Origin of the sequence: Lelliottia sp. SL45, assembly GCF_026672535.1 — a bacterium.
GTDB classification, from domain to species: Bacteria; Pseudomonadota; Gammaproteobacteria; order Enterobacterales; family Enterobacteriaceae; genus Enterobacter; species Enterobacter nimipressuralis.
In genome coordinates this window covers 428,650-444,072 of record NZ_JAPPRH010000001.1, presented here as the reverse complement: position 1 = coordinate 444,072, position 15,423 = coordinate 428,650, and the positions used below count along the sequence as shown (strand labels likewise).

Below are 15,423 nucleotides of genomic sequence, written 5' to 3'. Positions count from 1 at the left end.
CATACGTATAATGCAACCTGATTAATTAATCATCTATCGAGGATGTAGTATGGGTGGTATCAGTATCTGGCAATTGTTAATCATTGCCGTCATCGTCGTGCTGCTGTTCGGCACCAAAAAGCTCGGTTCTATCGGTTCCGACCTTGGCGCGTCCATCAAAGGCTTCAAGAAAGCCATCAGCGATGATGAAGACAAGCAAGAAAAATCCAGCCAGGACGCGGATTTCACGGCTAAAACCATCGCAGACAAACAGGACGAAGCCAAAAAGGAAGACGCTAAACGCCACGATAAAGAGCAGGTGTAAGTCGTGTTCGATATTGGTTTTGGTGAACTGCTGCTGGTATTCGTGATTGGCCTGATTGTATTAGGCCCGCAACGTCTGCCGGTGGCAGTAAAAACTGTCGCAGGCTGGGTACGCGCGCTGCGCTCGCTGGCCACGACGGTGCAAAATGAACTGGCGCAGGAACTCAAGCTCCAGGAGTTTCAGGACAGCCTGAAAAAGGTTGAAAAGGCGAGCATGGATAATCTGTCGCCTGAGCTAAAAGCCTCGATGGATGAATTGCGTGAAGCTGCGGAGTCCATGAAGCGTTCTTACAGCGTCAACGATCCTGAAAAAGCGAGCGATGAAGCGAATACTATTCGTAATCCGCTGGTAAAAGATAGCGACGCTCAGCGTGAAGGCATTACGCCTGCCGAAGCGGAGCATCAGGCCAGTGCGCCATCGCAAGCCCCTGAGCTGCAAGAGCCCGTCCCTGCACAAGAGCCTGAGGTAAAACCGAAAGCCGCAGAAGCAAAAGCCGCCGCGCCCGTTTCCGAATCCGCCCCCTCGTCGAGTGATAAAGCGTAAACATGGCAGTAGATGATACTCAACCACTTATTACGCACCTTATTGAGCTGCGTAAGCGTCTGTTAAACTGCATTATTGCCGTTTTCCTGATTTTCTTGTGCCTGGTCTATTTCGCTAACGACATCTATCAGGTTGTCTCCGCGCCGTTGATTAAGCAGATGCCGCTGGGTGCAACGATGATTGCCACCGATGTGGCATCGCCGTTCTTTACGCCAATCAAGCTGACCTTCTGGGTCTCGCTGATTGCGTCTGCACCGGTGATTCTGTACCAGGTGTGGGCGTTTGTGGCGCCAGCGCTCTACAAACATGAACGTAAGCTGGTGATCCCACTTCTGGTCTCCAGCTCGCTGCTGTTTTATATCGGCATGGCTTTTGCCTACTTCGTCGTCTTCCCGCTGGCCTTTGGCTTCCTGACGCACACCGCGCCGGAAGGGGTGCAGGTCTCGACGGACATCGCCAGTTACCTAAGCTTTGTGATGGCGTTGTTTATGGCGTTCGGCGTGGCCTTCGAGGTGCCGGTCGCGATCGTCCTGCTCTGCTGGATGGGCGTCACCACGCCGGAAGATCTGCGTAAGAAACGCCCGTATATGCTGGTGGGCGCGTTCGTGGTCGGGATGTTGCTGACGCCGCCGGATGTCTTCTCGCAAACCCTGCTGGCGATACCGATGTACTGCCTGTTTGAGGTTGGCGTGTTCTTCTCGCGCTTCTATGTGGGCAAACGTCGCTCACGGGATGACGAAGAAGATGAGCCAGAGAATCCGACAGAAGAGTAAAACCAGCCGCCCGACAGGGCGGTTGTCATATGGGAGAGAGCATGTTTGATATCGGTTTAAATCTGACCAGTTCGCAGTTTGCCAAAGATCGTGATGAGGTGGTGGCGCGTGCCTTTGCTGCAGGCGTCAACGGGCTGTTGCTGACGGGCACCAACCTTCAGGAAAGCGAACATGCGCAGCAACTGGCGCAAGGCTTTGAGCACTGCTGGTCAACCGCAGGCGTACATCCTCACGACAGTAGCCACTGGAATGATGAAAGCGCCGGGACGCTGTATGCGCTGGCGAAAACAGCAGAGGTGGTGGCGATCGGTGAATGTGGTCTCGATTTTAACCGCAACTTTTCTACCCCTGCCGAGCAGGAGAAGGCGTTTACCTCGCAGCTGGCGCTGGCGGCAGAACTCGGGATGCCGGTGTTTATGCATTGCCGCGACGCCCACGAACGTTTTCTGACGCTGCTGGAACCCTGGCTGGATAAACTGCCCGGCGCGGTGCTGCACTGTTTTACCGGCTCCCGTCAGGAGGCCATTGAGTGTCTGGATCGCGGGCTGTATCTGGGCATTACCGGCTGGGTGTGCGATGAACGACGTGGACTGGAGTTGCGCGAGCTGCTGCCGGTTATTCCTGCCGATCGGCTGTTAGTCGAAACGGATGCACCGTACCTTCTGCCGCGCGACATGCGGCCCAAACCCGCCTCACGACGCAACGAACCGGCTTATCTTGGCCATATCGTTGAGCGGATCGCGCACTGGCGGGGCGAAGAATTGCAGTGGCTGGACGCACAGACGGATGAAAACGTCCGTCGCCTGTTCGGCGTGACGTTTTAAACCTTGCGGAATTCGGTATTCTTGACGCTCTGACGTACCTGTTTATTAAGGAAGTTCAGCAGCAGCATGGAGCGCGCTTCGCCGTCTGGCTCGGCAAATATTGCCTCAAACCCTTCGAATGCCCCTTCGGTGATAACCACGCTATCGCCAGGGAAAGGTGTTTCAGGATCGGTAATATCTTCCGGCTGTTTGTAGACCGAAAGCTGGTGGATCACCGTCGACGGCACGGTGGCCGGATGCGCGCCGAAGCGCACGAAGTGGCTGACACCCCGCGTGGCATTGATGGTGGTGGTGTGGATCACTTCCGGGTCGAATTCGACGAAAAGGTAGTTAGGGAACAGCGGCTCACTGACTGTTGTACGCTTGCCGCGCAGCATTTTTTCGAGCGTAATAACAGGCATCAGACAATTGACTGCCTGACGCTCAAGATGTTCCTGCGCACGCTGAATTTGCCCGCGTTTGCAATACAGTAAATACCAGGCTTGCATAATCACTCTTTCCCTTTGTTCGCGGCGCAAGCATATCAAAACCCCGAAGGGATCGCTAAGGTGATTATAATGGCCGAAAGCGGAAGTTGAGGCAGAACTTCACGCTTATTTAACAAAATTACAGCGTCATGATGACGAACGCCGTATAATGAAGCGCTTACAGAGAGGCCATGACTAACTGCATGAAATACCACGATCTACGCGACTTCCTGGCGCTGCTGGAAAAGCAGGGCGAACTCAAACGCATTACGCTCCCTGTTGATCCTTATCTGGAAATGACAGAAATCGCTGACCGCACCCTGCGTGCCGGTGGCCCCGCGTTGCTGTTTGAAAATCCAAAAGGTTATTCCATGCCGGTGCTCTGCAACCTCTTCGGCACGCCTAAGCGTGTGGCGATGGGGATGGGCCAGGAAGATGTCAGTGCGCTGCGTGAAGTCGGTAAACTGCTGGCGTTCCTGAAAGAGCCAGAGCCGCCGAAAGGCTTCCGCGATCTGTTCGACAAACTGCCGCAGTTTAAGCAGGTGTTGAATATGCCAACCAAACGCCTGCGCGGTGCGCCGTGCCAGCAGAAAATCCTCGAAGGCGATGCCGTCGATTTGACCAAAATCCCTATCATGCAATGCTGGCCTGAAGATGCCGCGCCGCTGATCACCTGGGGTTTGACGGTTACCCGTGGCCCGCATAAAGAGCGTCAGAATCTCGGTATTTATCGCCAGCAGCTGATTGGCAAAAACAAACTGATTATGCGCTGGCTGTCGCATCGCGGCGGTGCGCTTGATTTCCAGGAGTGGTGTGCGGCATATCCGGGCGAGCGTTTCCCGGTTTCAGTGGCGCTCGGTGCCGATCCGGCGACCATTCTCGGCGCCGTGACGCCGGTGCCTGATACATTGTCGGAATACGCTTTCGCAGGCCTGCTGCGCGGCACCAAAACGGAAGTGGTGAAGTGTATTTCTAACGACCTGGAAGTGCCTGCCAGCGCGGAAATCGTGCTTGAAGGCTATATCGAACAGGGCGAGCTGGCACCGGAAGGGCCTTATGGTGACCATACGGGATACTACAATGAAGTGGATAGCTTCCCGGTGTTTACCGTTACGCACATTACGCAGCGTGAAGATGCGATTTATCACTCGACCTATACCGGCCGTCCGCCGGATGAGCCTGCTGTATTAGGCGTCGCGCTGAATGAAGTGTTCGTACCGATTCTGCAAAAGCAGTTCCCGGAAATTGTCGATTTCTATCTGCCGCCAGAAGGGTGTTCCTATCGCCTGGCTGTGGTGACGATGAAGAAACAGTACGCAGGTCACGCCAAGCGCGTGATGATGGGCGTGTGGTCATTCCTGCGCCAGTTTATGTATACCAAATTTGTTATTGTCTGCGATGACGACGTCAATGCCCGCGACTGGAATGACGTTATCTGGGCCATCACCACGCGTATGGACCCGGCGCGCGACACGGTGTTAGTGGAAAATACACCGATTGATTATCTGGATTTTGCCTCGCCGGTTTCTGGGCTTGGTTCAAAAATGGGACTGGATGCCACCAATAAATGGCCCGGCGAAACTGAGCGTGAATGGGGTCGCCCGATTAAAAAAGATCCTGAAGTGACCGCGCGAATTGACGCGATTTGGGACGAGTTGGCCATATTGAATGACGGTAAGCCCGAGTCTGACCGTTAAGCCCTATAGACTTCCCGATAGAGAGAGCGAATGACAACCTTAAGCTGTAAAGTGACCTCGGTAGATGCTATCACCGACACCGTATATCGCGTCCGTTTGGTTCCGGAGGCGGCGTTCTCTTTCCGCGCTGGCCAATATTTGATGGTGGTGATGGATGAACGTGATAAGCGCCCTTTCTCCATGGCGTCTACGCCAGCGGAGCAGGAATTTATTGAGCTGCATATTGGTGCGTCAGAGCTTAACTTGTATGCCATGGCGGTGATGGACCGTATTCTGAAAGAGCGTGAAATCGATGTCGATATCCCGCACGGTGAAGCCTGGCTGCGTGAAGACGAAGATCGTCCGCTGATTCTGATTGCCGGGGGAACGGGCTTCTCCTATGTGCGTTCGATTCTGCTGACTGCGCTGGCGCAAAACCCGGACCGCGACATCACCATCTACTGGGGCGGTCGCGAAGAGAAACATCTCTACGATCTTTCCGAGCTGGAAGCACTGAGCGTAACGCACCCGAATCTGCGCGTTGAGCCTGTGGTTGAGCAACCGGAAGAGGGCTGGCGCGGGCGCTCAGGTACGGTGCTGACCGCGGTGTTGCAGGATCACGGGACGCTCGCCGGACACGATATCTATATTGCCGGGCGTTTTGAGATGGCGAAGATTGCTCGCGACCTGTTCTGCCATGAGCGTGATGCGCGGGAAGATCGCCTGTTCGGCGATGCGTTTGCGTTTATCTAAATAAAAAACCCGCCCCTGACAGGCGGGAAAAACGGCAACTAAATCATTTATTCTGTTACAGGCCGGGGAGCGAAACGCCCCCGGCTTTTTCATTACACCCGCTCAAACACCGTCGCGATCCCCTGACCCAACCCGATACACATCGTCGCCAGACCAAACTGAGCGTCTTTGCGTTCCATCAGGTTGATAAGGGTGGTGCTGATACGCGCGCCCGAACAACCCAGCGGATGACCCAGCGCAATCGCGCCGCCGTTGAGGTTGATCTTCTCGTCGATCTGCTCCATCAGCCCCAGATCTTTAATGCACGGCAGGATCTGCGCGGCGAACGCCTCATTCATCTCAAACAGGTCGATATCGCTGGCTGTCAGACCGGCTTTTTTCAGCGCCAGTTTTGACGCCGGAACCGGGCCGTAACCCATAATCGAGGGATCGCAGCCCACTACGGCCATGGAACGGACGCGAGCGCGCGGCTTCAGGCCTAACTCGCGAGCGCGGCTTTCGCTCATCACCAGCATCGCCGCTGCACCGTCGGAAAGGGCAGAGGATGAGCCTGCCGTCACCGTGCCGGTCACCGGGTCAAACGCCGGGCGCAGCGTGGAAAGCGCTTCGACGGTGGTTTCCGGGCGGATCACTTCGTCGAAGTAGAACTGTTTCAGTACGCCGTCAGCGTCGTGGCCGCCAGTCGGGAGGATCTCATTTTTAAAGGCGCCGGACTGCGTGGCAGCCCAGGCGCGGGCATGAGATCGCGCAGCAAAGGCGTCCTGCATTTCGCGGCTGATGCCGTGCATGCGGGAGAGCATTTCGGCGGTCAGCCCCATCATGCCTGCGGCTTTCGCCACGTTACGGCTCATGCCTGGGTGGAAATCGACGCCGTGGCTCATCGGCACGTGGCCCATGTGTTCCACGCCACCGACCATACAGACCTGCGCATCGCCGGTCATGATCATGCGAGCCGCATCGTGCAGCGCCTGCATCGACGAACCGCACAGACGGTTGACGGTGACCGCCGGAACCGAATGCGGGATTTCAGCCAGCAGGGAAGCGTTACGGGCGATGTTAAAACCCTGCTCCAGTGTTTGCTGTACGCAGCCCCAGTAAATATCATCCAGCGCAGCCGCTTCCAGCGCAGGATTACGCGCCAGCAGACTACGCATCAGGTGCGCGGAGAGATCTTCCGCGCGCACGTTGCGGAATGCGCCGCCCTTCGAACGGCCCATCGGGGTGCGAATTGCATCGACAATGACAACCTGTTCCATTGTGACTCCTTAAGCCGTTTTCAGCTCGCCAACCGGACGGGCAGGCGCAACTGGGGGATAATACGGTTCGTTATGACGCGCTTTATTACGCAGGCCTTCCGGCACGTCATACAACGCCCCGAGATGCTGATAGTGCTGCGCCATGTCGAGATACTTCGCGCTGCCGAGCGTATCCAGCCAGCGGAACGCACCGCCGTGGAACGGAGGGAAGCCGAGGCCGTAGACCAGCGCCATATCTGCTTCTGCCGGGCTTGCAATGATGCCTTCTTCCAGGCAACGCACCACTTCGTTGACCATCGGGATCATCATGCGGGCGATAATCTCTTCGTCGCTGAAATCACGTTTTGCCTGGCTGACGCCAGCCAGCAGATCTTCAACGGCAGCATCGTCCTCTTTCTTCGGCTTGCCTTTGCTGTCTTCTTTATAGCGCCAGAAACCCAGACCGTTTTTCTGCCCAAAGCGACTGGCGTCGAACAGCGCGTCGATGGCATCGCGATAATCTTTCTGCATGCGCTGTGGGAAACCCGCGGCCATCACAGCCTGCGCATGGTGCGCCGTATCAATACCGACCACGTCCAGCAGATACGCCGGGCCCATTGGCCAGCCGAATACTTTTTCCATCACTTTGTCGACTTTGCGGAAATCCGCGCCGTCGCGCAGCAGCTGGCTGAATCCGGCAAAGTACGGGAAGAGCACGCGGTTGACGAAGAAGCCTGGGCAGTCGTTCACCACAATTGGGGTTTTACCCATTTTGCTGGCCCACGCCACCACTTTGGCGATGGTTTCGTCGGAGGTTTTTTCTCCGCGAATCACTTCGACCAGTGGCATACGATGGACCGGGTTAAAGAAGTGCATGCCACAGAAGTTTTCCGGGCGCTTCAGAACGCTTGCCAGTTCGCCAATCGGAATGGTCGAGGTATTGGACGCCAGAACCGTATCCGGGCGCACTTTCTCTTCCGTTTCTGCCAGTACCGCTTTTTTCACTTTCGGGTTTTCGACGACCGCTTCAACGACGATGTCCACGCGGTCAAAACCGGTGTACTCCAGCGTTGGCTGAATGGTTGAGATCACCCCTGACAGCTTCAGACCGTCAATTTTGCCGCGCTCAAGCTGTTTGTTGAGCAGCTTGGCCGCTTCGTTCATGCCCAGCGTCAGGGATTTCTCGTTGATATCTTTCAGCACTACCGGCACGCCTTTCCAGGCCGACTGGTAGGCAATCCCGCCGCCCATAATCCCTGCGCCGAGTACCGCCGCGTGTTTTGGCGTTTCAACGTTTTTGGTGAGTTGTTTGGCTTTCCCTTTCACGTACTGATCGTTGAGGAAAATGCCGACCAGCGCGCGCGCTTCGCTGGTATGCGCCAGCGGCACGAAGCTTTGGTTTTCTAATTTAAGCGCGTCTTCGCGGCCAAAGCGTGCGGCGGCTTCAATGGTTTTGACGGCGGTGATCGGTGCCGGATAGTGTTTTCCGGCGGTCTGCATCACCATGCCTTTGGCAATGGTAAAGCTCATGGTGGCTTCAATTTTGCTGAGTTTCAGCGGCTCAAGCTTCGGCTGGCGTTTGGCTTTCCAGTCGAGATCGCCATTGATCGCCTGACGCAGAATGCTGATCGCACCGTCGCGCAGTTTTTCCGGCTTCACGATGCCGTCAATCAAGCCGATTTTCAGCGCCTGATCTGCGCCTACGTCTTTACCTGCAGCGATAATTTCCAGCGCGCTGTCGGCGCCCAACATGCGTGGCATACGTACGGAACCGCCAAAGCCCGGCATGATGCCCAGCTTGGTTTCCGGCAGGCCGATGCGCAGATCCGGCGTGGCGAGACGATAGTCTGTCGCCAGCACGCATTCGCAGCCGCCGCCCAGCGCGTAGCCGTTGACGGCAGAGATCGTGGGAACAGGAAGATCTTCCAGTCGGTTAAAGACGCTGTTGGCAAAATGCAGCCACTGGCTGAGCTGTTCTTCCGGCACCTGGAACAGGGAGAGGAACTCGGTGATGTCGGCACCGACAATAAAGGCGGCTTTCTCAGAACGCAGCAGCAGCCCTTTCAAATCAGATTGTTTTTCGAGGACATCCAGCGCGTGGCCGAGGCTGGCCACCGTCGCGGTGTCGAGTTTGTTGACTGAGCCGGGGGCATCGAACACCAGTTCGGCGATGCCATCTTCCAGCCAGTCTACGTACAGGGTGTCGCCTTTGTAGAGCATGTCAGTCTCCTGAATCCAGCAATTGGATCTGGTCATACCAGATGAAGTCGAGTGTGGAATTTATGTTAATAAAATGCAAATCACTCATTAAATAAATGCTGCATTGATCACGCTCGGTGGAAATGACGCAGTAAAAGCGAGGTGTGCTAAGATGCGAAGACTTGAGCTCAATAAAGAAAGGAAGAATGATGGACTCACTGGCTTCACTTTATAAAAATCATATTGTTACGTTACAGGAACGTACCCGCGATGTACTGGCCCGCTTTAAGCTCGATGCGCTGCTTATTCACTCTGGTGAGTTGGTCAACGTCTTCCTGGATGACCATCCATACCCATTCAAGGTAAATCCGCAGTTTAAAGCCTGGGTGCCGGTGACGCAGGTTCCCAACTGCTGGCTGCTGGTGGATGGCGTGAACAAGCCGAAACTGTGGTTCTATCTGCCGGTCGATTACTGGCACAACGTGGAGCCGCTGCCGACCAGCTTCTGGACCGAAGAAGTGGATGTGATTGCCCTGCCAAAAGCCGACGGTATCGGCAGCCAGCTGCCTGCTGCGCGTGGCAACATCGGGTATATTGGTCCGGTGCCGGAGCGTGCTCGGGGTCTGGATATTCCTGCGGATAACATCAACCCGAAAGGCGTGATTGATTATCTGCACTATTACCGTTCGTATAAGACCGACTATGAACTCTCCTGTATGCGCGAAGCGCAGAAAACGGCGGTGAACGGTCATCAGGCGGCCCAGGAAGCCTTCCTTTCCGGGATGAGCGAATTCGACATTAATCAGGCATACCTGACGGCGACCGGTCATCGCGATACGGACGTGCCTTACAGCAACATCGTGGCGCTGAATGAGCATGCTTCCGTGCTGCACTATACAAAACTGGATCACCGCGCGCCGGCCGAGATGCGTAGTTTCCTGCTGGATGCGGGCGCTGAATACAACGGTTATGCAGCCGATCTGACCCGTACCTGGGCGGCGAACGCCGATACGGATTTCGCGCAGCTGATCAAAGACGTGAATGACGAACAGCTGGCGCTTATCAGCACCCTCAAAGCGGGTACCAGCTACGTCGATTACCACATTCAATTCCATCAGCGCATCGCCAAACTGCTGCGTAAGCACCAGATTCTGACGGATATGAGCGAAGAGGCGATGGTGGAAAACGATCTCACCGGACCGTTCATGCCGCACGGAATTGGTCATCCGCTGGGCCTGCAGGTTCATGATGTGGCTGGCTTTATGCAGGATGATACCGGCACCCATCTGGCTGCGCCGTCGAAGTATCCCTACCTGCGCTGCACCCGTGTGCTGCAACCGCGCATGGTGCTGACCATTGAGCCAGGCATTTACTTCATCGACTCTCTGCTGCAGCCGTGGCGTGAAGGCCCGTTCAGCAAACACTTCAACTGGCAGAAAATTGAAGCGCTGAAGCCGTTCGGTGGCATTCGTATCGAAGATAACGTGGTGATTCACGAAAACAGCATCGAGAACATGACGCGAGATCAGAAACTGGCGTGATGGACAGCTGGCTGATACCGGCTGAGCCGGTCACCTTCGTTGAAGAGATCAAAAAGAGCCGCTTTATCACGCTGCTGGCCCATACGGACGGCGTGGAGGCGGCGAAAGCCTTTGTCGAATCTGTTCGCGCAGACCATCCTGATGCCCGCCACCACTGCTTGGCGTGGGTCGCCGGTCCGCCGAATGATTCGCAACAGCTTGGCTTTTCTGATGATGGTGAGCCCGCAGGAACAGCGGGTAAACCGATGCTCTCTCAGTTGATGGGAAGCGGCGTCGGGGAGATCACCGCCGTGGTGGTTCGCTACTACGGCGGCATCCTGTTAGGAACCGGTGGGCTGGTAAAAGCCTACGGCGGAGGAGTGCAGCAGGCGCTTAATCTGCTGCAGACGGTCCGCAAAACGCCACTTACCGAATATACTTTGTTGTGTGATTACGCTCAGTTATCTGGCATCGAAACGCTGCTTAAAAACGTTAACGGCGTGATTGTGCAGAGTGATTACCAGGCGACGGTACAATTACGCGTGGCGCTTCCTCAGGCGGAACTGGCGGCTTTTTCAGCAAAACTGGCTGATTTTAGTCGTGGTGCGTTGCAATTACTGCCGATTGAAGAATAATCCCCACCTTACTTTTTGAATACCAAAGGAACGGCAGAGATGCATTTTCGTGCCATAACCCGAATTGTTGGACTGCTGGTCATACTCTTTTCCGGGACGATGATCCTCCCAGGGCTGGTAGCGCTTATCTATCGGGACGGCGCGGGGCGCGCGTTCACGCAGACCTTTTTCGCCGCGCTGGTGATTGGCTCAATTCTCTGGTGGCCTAACCGTCGTGAGAAGGGCGAGCTGAAGTCCCGCGAGGGCTTTCTGATTGTGGTGCTGTTCTGGACCGTGCTGGGGAGCGTGGGTGCGCTGCCGTTTATCTTCGCGGAACAGCCGAATCTGACCGTGACCGACGCGTTTTTTGAATCCTTTTCCGGGTTAACGACCACGGGGGCGACCACGCTGGTGGGGCTGGACTCGCTACCGCATGCCATTCTCTTTTATCGGCAGATGCTGCAATGGTTCGGCGGTATGGGGATCATCGTCCTCGCCGTGGCGATTCTCCCGATACTGGGCGTCGGTGGGATGCAGCTCTATCGCGCTGAAATGCCGGGCCCCCTGAAAGATAACAAGATGCGTCCGCGTATTGCCGAGACGGCAAAAACGCTCTGGTTCATCTACGTGTTACTGACCGTCGCATGTGCGCTGGCCCTGTGGTTTGCCGGGATGCCTGCCTTCGATGCGATTGGCCATAGCTTCTCTACGATTGCGATTGGCGGGTTCTCGACCCACGACGCCAGCGTGGGATATTTCGACAGCCCGACTATCAACACCATTATTGCTATCTTCCTGCTGATCTCCGGCTGTAACTACGGCCTGCACTTCTCTTTATTGAGTGGGCGTAGCCTGAGGGTGTACTGGCGCGATCCTGAGTTCAGGATGTTTATCGGCGTGCAACTGACGCTGGTTATCATTTGTACGCTGGTGCTGTGGTTCCACGATGTTTACAGCTCGGCCGTGATGACCCTTAACCAGGCTTTCTTCCAGGTGGTGTCGATGGCTACGACGGCGGGCTTTACCACGGACAGCATTGCCCGCTGGCCGCTGTTCCTGCCGGTACTGCTTCTGTGCTCTGCTTTTATCGGCGGCTGTGCGGGGTCCACGGGCGGGGGCCTTAAGGTCATCCGTATTCTGCTGCTGTTCAAGCAGGGTAACCGTGAACTGAAACGTCTGGTACACCCGAATGCGGTTTATAGCATTAAGCTTGGCAACCGCGCGCTGCCGGAACGTATTCTTGAAGCGGTGTGGGGCTTCTTTTCTGCCTACGCGCTGGTCTTTATCGTCAGCATGCTGGCGATTATCGCCACCGGCGTTGATGATTTCTCGGCGTTTGCTTCCGTAGTAGCAACGCTCAATAACCTTGGGCCGGGGCTTGGCGTGGTGGCGGATAACTTTGCCAGCATGAATCCGGTAGCGAAGTGGATCCTGATTGCCAATATGCTGTTCGGGCGTCTTGAAGTATTCACATTGCTGGTGCTGTTCACCCCAACATTCTGGCGCGAGTAAGGATTTAGCTGGTGAAAACACTCATTTTATTTTCGACACGAGATGGTCAGACGCGTGAGATCGCCTTTTATCTGGCGTCTGAATTGAAAGAGCAGGGCGTTTACGCTGATGTGGTGAATCTCAATCGGACGGAAGAGATTCACTGGCAGGATTACGATCGCGTGGTGATTGGCGCTTCTATTCGTTATGGCCATTTCCATCCTGCGCTGGATCGCTTTGTGAAAAAACATCTGGCGACACTAAACAGCCTGCCCGGTGCGTTCTATTCGGTGAACCTGGTTGCACGTAAAGCGGAGAAACGCACGCCGCAGACCAACAGCTATACGCGTAAGTTTTTATTGAACTCGCCGTGGCAGCCAGAACGCTGTGCTGTGTTTGCGGGCGCGCTGCGTTATCCACGCTATAGCTGGTATGACCGCTTTATGATCCGCCTCATTATGAAGATGACCGGGGGGGAGACGGATACCCGTAAAGAAGTGGTTTATACGGACTGGCCGCAGGTGGCCAGTTTTGCACGGGAAATCGCACAATTAACGGTCGATTCGCGGGTTTAATCGACGGTGAGTTTGAAAAATAAGCGAACGATAACTTTTTTCGATTTTATGCTTGTCACCCCAGAATAACTCCCTATAATGCGCCTCCACTGACACGGAACAACGGCATACACGCCGCCGGGTTAGCGGGGTTCAGAGATGAACACCAACAGAGATAAGCGAAAATAAAGCTTGACTCTGAAGCGGGAAAGCGTAATATGCACACCCCGCGCCGTTGAGAAAAACGAAGCGGCACTGCTCTTTAACAATTTATCAGACAATCTGTGTGGGCACTCAAAGTGACATGGATTCTAAACGTCGCAAGACGCTAAATGAATACCAAAGTCTCTGAGTGAACATACGTAATTCATTACGAAGTTTAATTCACGAGCATCAAACTTAAATTGAAGAGTTTGATCATGGCTCAGATTGAACGCTGGCGGCAGGCCTAACACATGCAAGTCGAGCGGTAGCACAGAGAGCTTGCTCTCGGGTGACGAGCGGCGGACGGGTGAGTAATGTCTGGGAAACTGCCTGATGGAGGGGGATAACTACTGGAAACGGTAGCTAATACCGCATAACGTCGCAAGACCAAAGAGGGGGACCTTCGGGCCTCTTGCCATCAGATGTGCCCAGATGGGATTAGCTAGTAGGTGGGGTAACGGCTCACCTAGGCGACGATCCCTAGCTGGTCTGAGAGGATGACCAGCCACACTGGAACTGAGACACGGTCCAGACTCCTACGGGAGGCAGCAGTGGGGAATATTGCACAATGGGCGCAAGCCTGATGCAGCCATGCCGCGTGTATGAAGAAGGCCTTCGGGTTGTAAAGTACTTTCAGCGAGGAGGAAGGCATTGTGGTTAATAACCACAGTGATTGACGTTACTCGCAGAAGAAGCACCGGCTAACTCCGTGCCAGCAGCCGCGGTAATACGGAGGGTGCAAGCGTTAATCGGAATTACTGGGCGTAAAGCGCACGCAGGCGGTCTGTCAAGTCGGATGTGAAATCCCCGGGCTCAACCTGGGAACTGCATTCGAAACTGGCAGGCTAGAGTCTTGTAGAGGGGGGTAGAATTCCAGGTGTAGCGGTGAAATGCGTAGAGATCTGGAGGAATACCGGTGGCGAAGGCGGCCCCCTGGACAAAGACTGACGCTCAGGTGCGAAAGCGTGGGGAGCAAACAGGATTAGATACCCTGGTAGTCCACGCCGTAAACGATGTCGACTTGGAGGTTGTTCCCTTGAGGAGTGGCTTCCGGAGCTAACGCGTTAAGTCGACCGCCTGGGGAGTACGGCCGCAAGGTTAAAACTCAAATGAATTGACGGGGGCCCGCACAAGCGGTGGAGCATGTGGTTTAATTCGATGCAACGCGAAGAACCTTACCTACTCTTGACATCCAGAGAACTTAGCAGAGATGCTTTGGTGCCTTCGGGAACTCTGAGACAGGTGCTGCATGGCTGTCGTCAGCTCGTGTTGTGAAATGTTGGGTTAAGTCCCGCAACGAGCGCAACCCTTATCCTTTGTTGCCAGCGGTTCGGCCGGGAACTCAAAGGAGACTGCCAGTGATAAACTGGAGGAAGGTGGGGATGACGTCAAGTCATCATGGCCCTTACGAGTAGGGCTACACACGTGCTACAATGGCGTATACAAAGAGAAGCGACCTCGCGAGAGCAAGCGGACCTCATAAAGTACGTCGTAGTCCGGATTGGAGTCTGCAACTCGACTCCATGAAGTCGGAATCGCTAGTAATCGTAGATCAGAATGCTACGGTGAATACGTTCCCGGGCCTTGTACACACCGCCCGTCACACCATGGGAGTGGGTTGCAAAAGAAGTAGGTAGCTTAACCTTCGGGAGGGCGCTTACCACTTTGTGATTCATGACTGGGGTGAAGTCGTAACAAGGTAACCGTAGGGGAACCTGCGGTTGGATCACCTCCTTACCTGAAAGAACCTGCCTTTGTAGTGTCCACACAGATTGTCTGATGAAAAACAAGCAGTAAAAAATCTCTGCAGGCTTGTAGCTCAGGTGGTTAGAGCGCACCCCTGATAAGGGTGAGGTCGGTGGTTCAAGTCCACTCAGGCCTACCAAATTTATCCTGATACTGCGTTGTGAAACGGCTCGCATACTTCAGTATGCTTCGTCCTTCCACGCCTTGTCTCAGTCTAAATTACCGGTAATGAGATTTAGCATTTGTGATGGGGTTATAGCTCAGCTGGGAGAGCGCCTGCCTTGCACGCAGGAGGTCTGCGGTTCGATCCCGCATAGCTCCACCATCCTTTTACTGCGAACAACAAGAAAACTTCAGAGTGTACCTGAAAAGGTTCACTGCGAAGTTTTGCTCTTTAAAAATCTGGATCAAGCTGAAAATTGAAACGACACGCTGCGTCTGTTCTCCGTAATAAGAACAGAATGACGGTGTGTTCGAGTCTCTCAAATTTTCGCGACACGATGATGTTTTACGAAACATC

At 54.9% G+C, this 15,423-nt stretch carries 13 protein-coding genes, 2 tRNA genes and 1 rRNA gene; 13 read left to right on the top strand and 3 right to left on the bottom strand.

The genetic code is table 11. The annotated features are described in order from the left end of the window. The first annotated feature begins 49 nt into the window (after nt 1–49). The 4 genes from tatA to tatD are packed head-to-tail and all read left to right on the top strand — an operon-like array spanning nt 50 to nt 2,444. Entirely contained in the window at nt 50–304 is a 255-nt protein-coding gene (gene tatA / locus OVA10_RS02195; protein ID WP_100778463.1) for a Sec-independent protein translocase subunit TatA, read from the top strand. Between the two features lie 3 nt (nt 305–307). Further along, on the top strand, nt 308–847 hold the full coding sequence (tatB, locus tag OVA10_RS02190; protein ID WP_123429986.1) for a Sec-independent protein translocase protein TatB: 540 nt from the start codon (nt 308–310) through the stop codon (nt 845–847). 2 nt (nt 848–849) lie between these two features. Further along, nucleotides 850–1,620 (top strand): Sec-independent protein translocase subunit TatC, encoded by a 771-nt coding sequence (gene tatC, locus OVA10_RS02185; protein ID WP_100778465.1) that lies wholly within the window; start codon nt 850–852, stop codon nt 1,618–1,620. A gap of 41 nt (nt 1,621–1,661) precedes the next feature. Next, the gene (gene tatD, locus OVA10_RS02180) at nt 1,662–2,444 is read left to right on the top strand and encodes a 3'-5' ssDNA/RNA exonuclease TatD (protein WP_268195103.1); all 783 of its coding nucleotides are present in this window, start codon (nt 1,662–1,664) and stop codon (nt 2,442–2,444) included. On the opposite strand, the gene rfaH is transcribed toward tatD, so the two are convergent. After that, nucleotides 2,441–2,932, bottom strand: a complete 492-nt coding sequence (rfaH, locus tag OVA10_RS02175; protein WP_102105636.1) for a transcription/translation regulatory transformer protein RfaH — start codon at nt 2,930–2,932, stop codon at nt 2,441–2,443. The genes tatD and rfaH overlap by 4 nt on opposite strands. 170 nt (nt 2,933–3,102) lie before the next feature. Here rfaH and ubiD point away from each other — a divergent pair, with 170 nt between their 5' ends. Both ubiD and fre read left to right on the top strand, forming a co-directional pair. Next, complete coding sequence (gene ubiD / locus OVA10_RS02170) at nt 3,103–4,608, top strand: 4-hydroxy-3-polyprenylbenzoate decarboxylase (protein WP_268195101.1); 1,506 nt, start codon at nt 3,103–3,105, stop codon at nt 4,606–4,608. Between the two features lie 30 nt (nt 4,609–4,638). Next, nucleotides 4,639–5,340 carry an NAD(P)H-flavin reductase gene (gene fre / locus OVA10_RS02165; protein ID WP_102105635.1) on the top strand — a complete coding sequence of 234 codons (702 nt, stop codon included), beginning with the start codon at nt 4,639–4,641 and terminating at the stop codon, nt 5,338–5,340. Nucleotides 5,341–5,432: 92 nt separating this feature from the next. On the opposite strand, the gene fadA is transcribed toward fre, so the two are convergent. Both fadA and fadB read right to left on the bottom strand, forming a co-directional pair. Beyond that, nucleotides 5,433–6,596, bottom strand: coding sequence for an acetyl-CoA C-acyltransferase FadA (gene fadA / locus OVA10_RS02160; protein WP_100778470.1), 1,164 nt, complete (start codon nt 6,594–6,596; stop codon nt 5,433–5,435). Nucleotides 6,597–6,605: 9 nt separating this feature from the next. Then, nucleotides 6,606–8,795: a fatty acid oxidation complex subunit alpha FadB gene (gene fadB / locus OVA10_RS02155; protein WP_268195099.1), complete on the bottom strand. Its 2,190-nt coding sequence runs from the start codon at nt 8,793–8,795 to the stop codon at nt 6,606–6,608. A 188-nt stretch (nt 8,796–8,983) separates the two neighbouring features. Between fadB and pepQ the strand changes: the two genes are divergently transcribed. The 7 genes from pepQ to OVA10_RS02120 all read left to right on the top strand — a co-directional run bounded on the left by pepQ (nt 8,984) and on the right by OVA10_RS02120 (nt 15,228). Further along, nucleotides 8,984–10,315, top strand: a complete 1,332-nt coding sequence (pepQ, locus tag OVA10_RS02150) for a Xaa-Pro dipeptidase (protein WP_268195366.1) — start codon at nt 8,984–8,986, stop codon at nt 10,313–10,315. Next, the gene (locus OVA10_RS02145; protein WP_123429988.1) at nt 10,315–10,929 is read left to right on the top strand and encodes an IMPACT family protein; all 615 of its coding nucleotides are present in this window, start codon (nt 10,315–10,317) and stop codon (nt 10,927–10,929) included. Before pepQ ends, OVA10_RS02145 begins: the two co-directional genes overlap by 1 nt. A gap of 39 nt (nt 10,930–10,968) precedes the next feature. Continuing rightward, entirely contained in the window at nt 10,969–12,420 is a 1,452-nt protein-coding gene (gene trkH, locus OVA10_RS02140; RefSeq protein WP_100778474.1) for a Trk system potassium transporter TrkH, read from the top strand. Nucleotides 12,421–12,431: 11 nt separating this feature from the next. Next, entirely contained in the window at nt 12,432–12,974 is a 543-nt protein-coding gene (gene hemG, locus OVA10_RS02135; protein WP_100778475.1) for a menaquinone-dependent protoporphyrinogen IX dehydrogenase, read from the top strand. 380 nt (nt 12,975–13,354) lie between these two features. Continuing rightward, nucleotides 13,355–14,894: ribosomal RNA gene (locus tag OVA10_RS02130) — 16S ribosomal RNA — on the top strand. A 71-nt stretch (nt 14,895–14,965) separates the two neighbouring features. Further along, nucleotides 14,966–15,042: transfer RNA gene (locus OVA10_RS02125), tRNA-Ile, on the top strand. 110 nt (nt 15,043–15,152) lie between these two features. After that, nucleotides 15,153–15,228, top strand: a tRNA-Ala gene (locus OVA10_RS02120). Nucleotides 15,229–15,423: the final 195 nt, after the last annotated feature.

Bases quoted from the DNA above. Each gene is read 5' to 3' on its own strand.
- tatA (WP_100778463.1), top strand. From the start codon at position 50: ATGGGTGGTATCAGTATCTGGCAATTGTTAATCATTGCCGTCATCGTC.
- tatC (WP_100778465.1), top strand. From the start codon at position 850: ATGGCAGTAGATGATACTCAACCACTTATTACGCACCTTATTGAGCTG.
- tatD (WP_268195103.1), top strand. From the start codon at position 1,662: ATGTTTGATATCGGTTTAAATCTGACCAGTTCGCAGTTTGCCAAAGAT.
- rfaH (WP_102105636.1), bottom strand. From the start codon at position 2,932: ATGCAAGCCTGGTATTTACTGTATTGCAAACGCGGGCAAATTCAGCGT.
- ubiD (WP_268195101.1), top strand. From the start codon at position 3,103: ATGACTAACTGCATGAAATACCACGATCTACGCGACTTCCTGGCGCTG.
- fre (WP_102105635.1), top strand. From the start codon at position 4,639: ATGACAACCTTAAGCTGTAAAGTGACCTCGGTAGATGCTATCACCGAC.
- fadA (WP_100778470.1), bottom strand. From the start codon at position 6,596: ATGGAACAGGTTGTCATTGTCGATGCAATTCGCACCCCGATGGGCCGT.
- fadB (WP_268195099.1), bottom strand. From the start codon at position 8,795: ATGCTCTACAAAGGCGACACCCTGTACGTAGACTGGCTGGAAGATGGC.
- pepQ (WP_268195366.1), top strand. From the start codon at position 8,984: ATGGACTCACTGGCTTCACTTTATAAAAATCATATTGTTACGTTACAG.
- OVA10_RS02145 (WP_123429988.1), top strand. From the start codon at position 10,315: ATGGACAGCTGGCTGATACCGGCTGAGCCGGTCACCTTCGTTGAAGAG.
- trkH (WP_100778474.1), top strand. From the start codon at position 10,969: ATGCATTTTCGTGCCATAACCCGAATTGTTGGACTGCTGGTCATACTC.